This window comes from Alicyclobacillus suci (genome assembly GCF_017329615.1).
GTDB classification, from domain to species: domain Bacteria; phylum Bacillota; class Bacilli; order Alicyclobacillales; family Alicyclobacillaceae; genus Alicyclobacillus; species Alicyclobacillus suci.
On record NZ_JAFMTW010000101.1, the window covers coordinates 1 to 2,793 of the forward strand.

The 2,793-nt window shown below is 52.2% G+C and carries 5 protein-coding genes; all 5 read left to right on the plus strand.

The window, feature by feature from the left end; genetic code table 11:
• Positions 1–463, plus strand: a 463-nt coding sequence (locus J3482_RS22300) for a DUF4054 domain-containing protein (RefSeq protein WP_206923038.1), incomplete at its 5' end; no start/stop codon positions are given.
• 13 nt (positions 464–476) lie between these two features.
• Positions 477–1,109, plus strand: a complete 633-nt coding sequence (locus J3482_RS22305; RefSeq protein ID WP_206923023.1) for a phage virion morphogenesis protein — start codon at positions 477–479, stop codon at positions 1,107–1,109.
• A complete protein-coding gene (locus J3482_RS22310) occupies positions 1,106–1,471 on the plus strand; it encodes a hypothetical protein (RefSeq protein ID WP_206923039.1) in 366 nt (121 codons plus the stop codon). The genes J3482_RS22305 and J3482_RS22310 overlap by 4 nt, the downstream gene beginning before the upstream one ends.
• Positions 1,471–2,019, plus strand: a complete 549-nt coding sequence (locus J3482_RS22315) for a phage neck terminator protein (RefSeq protein ID WP_206923040.1) — start codon at positions 1,471–1,473, stop codon at positions 2,017–2,019. Before J3482_RS22310 ends, J3482_RS22315 begins: the two co-directional genes overlap by 1 nt.
• 9 nt (positions 2,020–2,028) lie before the next feature.
• A partial coding sequence (locus J3482_RS22320) for a DUF3383 family protein (protein ID WP_206923041.1) occupies positions 2,029–2,793 on the plus strand: 765 nt, incomplete at its 3' end.

Genomic DNA, 2,793 nt, shown 5'->3' on the forward strand with positions numbered 1-2,793 from the left:
GTTTTGGAACTTTGGCAGCGGTTCGAACCTTCGCGCTGGGACAAACCCTTCGTACTCCGTCGCTGATTTCGTTGCGTTCTACCCACAGTTCGGAACCGACTCAAACGGAACGTATGTCGTTCCTCAGACGGTTATCCAAGCGTTTATCGACATGGCGACTGCAAGTATTCAGCAGGCTCGCTGGCGCGGCGCTTGGCAGGTTGCAATGGGTTTGTTTGTTGCGCATTTCTGCACGCTGTACCTTCAAACGTCGGCCGATCCGAATAGCGGTGCGGCTGCTGTATTTGAAGCCGGCCGAGCACAAGGCGTTTTAAGTGGTGAGTCTGTAGGTGACGTTTCGTATTCCGCTGATTCCAGTGTGACAAGCGTCGATGGTTGGGCCGAATGGAACGCGACTGAATACGGTAAACAGCTTGCTACCCTGGCGAAGATATACGGCAAAGGCGGCATGCAAATCTGGTGACGGGGGCGATGTTATGTTCAACGCACTAGCAAACGTCACGACAAAAAAAGATTTGTCTGGCCAAATTCAAAAATCGCTGAAGTCCTTGGGTGCCCAGCAAGTGTACGTTGGCATTCCCGAGGGTGATGTTGGGAATCACGATGATATCACGAATCCGCAGCTGATGTACGTCCTGACTCACGGCGTCCGCAGTAAGTCCATGCGCGCTGAAATGAACGACTACATGGGACTTACGCCTGGTGGTATGCCGATTACGAGAGGGTTCAACACATTCCTCGAAAATCAGAGCAAAGGCATGCCATACAGCGCAGCGTATGAGTTGTACATCCATGAACACGGGTCTCCCCTCTGGCAGATACCGCCACGGCCCGTACTAGAGCCCGCAATCAACAACAGCAAGGAAATCATCGCAAAGCAGCTTAAACAGGCCGCACAGGACGCGCTAAATGGCGCAGACCCGTCTGAGGGACTGCACAAAGCAGGAATGCTTGGGGTCAACGCCGCGCGCGACTGGTTCTACAACCCGGAGAACAAGTGGCCGGCAAATTCGCCGAGTACCGTTAAGCTGAAAGGTAGCGACCGTCCGAACATCGATACAGGTAACCTACGCAACTCGATTACCTATGTGGTGGCGAAGAAAACATGATTAATGTTAGTCGGGTAATAAATAGCCCGAGATTCGCACAGGAGTTTACTGTCTATCGAAAATCAGGTGTGTGGAATGCAGGACGTTATAGCGAAAGCGAGACGGCCCTATCAATGACAGGTGTAATCACTGTTGCGGATCCGAACGACCTCGAGCAGATTCCTGAAGGTGACCGCCAGAAAGGTGCGATATCCATTCATACATCTCAGCCGCTGCAGGTTACAACGCAGTCTGGAACATCGGATGAGATTGAATGGCGAGGGAATCGATATCGCGCGGCTCAATTGTTTCCCTATGCGGACTATGGATATTACAAGGTGATCGCAGTGAAGATGGACCCGTCGACTGGGGTTGAAGCATAGTGGCTGACACGGTGTTGACGCAGGTGCAACTAGAGGACATATTTCAGTCTCTGACAAGTCAATTGCTTGGTACAACAGACCCGAGCGCGGTGCGCATTACGTGGCCCAAAGATGGTGCGCCGAGTTGGCGGATCGATGACGATGTGTGCTTCGTATCGGTGACGCCCTCCGATAACTCGTATACGCGCCAACTCCAAACTGATTACAGTCCTCTCGATCAAGAAAGCCTTAATTCCACCCTTGCGTATACTGCTGGGGTGCGCGTGAGTTGGACGTTATATGGACCAAACTCCTCGGATAATGCCGATCTCATACGCGCAAAACTGTTCTTCGATTCTACGAAGTCCACGTTGATCTCGAACGATTTGGCTCTCATTACGGACGTCCCTATGCCTATCCGTCAGCCTGAGTTATTCAACGGTGAGTGGTGGAATCGCGCCACGCTATATGCCGACTTCAACCACTTAGTGAAACGCCAATCCACTGTTCCATATCTGCAAAGCGCTGATGTATTGGTCAGTGCAGACGTCGAAATCAAAGAAGGGTAGGTGTATTGAGTGCCTACACAATCACTTGCAGACATCGTCAATGTGACCGTGGAAGTCTCTGCGGTTGCGCCTGCAGCCGGCGACCTTAATCTCGGTCTTATCGTAGGTCCATCGACCATTATCTCAGACACAGCACGCACCCAGGTATATAGCGGAACTGACGATATGGACAGCGACGGATGGACTGGCACAGAACCGGAATACAAAGCCGCAGTAGCGTATTTTGCGCAGAATCCGCGTCCGAATGCTGTGGTCATTGGTCGCCAGGATACGACCACACCGGAGACGCCACTCCAAGCAGTGACAGCATGTCGGGCATCCAACTCAGACTGGTATGGATGTTATGTGTGCGGCGCAACTGACGCGGACATCGAAGCAATTGCGGCTTATATTGAGTCGGTTAGTCCTGCTGCCGCATTTTTTTATGACACACAATCGGCGGATGTCGCCAGTGGGACAACGCCCAATGTGATGTCGACGTTGAAAGACAGCAACTACCAACGCACGTTTGGGCTATACTCCTCCACCGTTCAGTACTCAGGCGCCGCTGCTATGGGTGTTGCGATGGGGCTTAACACAGGACTGGCGAATTCGGCGTTTACCATGGCTTACAAGACGCTCGTTGGCATCGCGACAGATGACCTAACCACCACCCAAGTAACCAACATCAAGGGGTGGAATGGGAACGTCTATACCAACTTTGGAGGCAAGTATAATCTGCTCGTTCAAGGCACGATGGCTGATGGTACCCCGTTCGATCAGGTACTCAATCTG

Coding starts and splice junctions, on each gene's coding strand:
- J3482_RS22305 (WP_206923023.1), top strand. CDS start 477: ATGTTCAACGCACTAGCAAACGTCACGACAAAAAAAGATTTGTCTGGC.
- J3482_RS22310 (WP_206923039.1), top strand. CDS start 1,106: ATGATTAATGTTAGTCGGGTAATAAATAGCCCGAGATTCGCACAGGAG.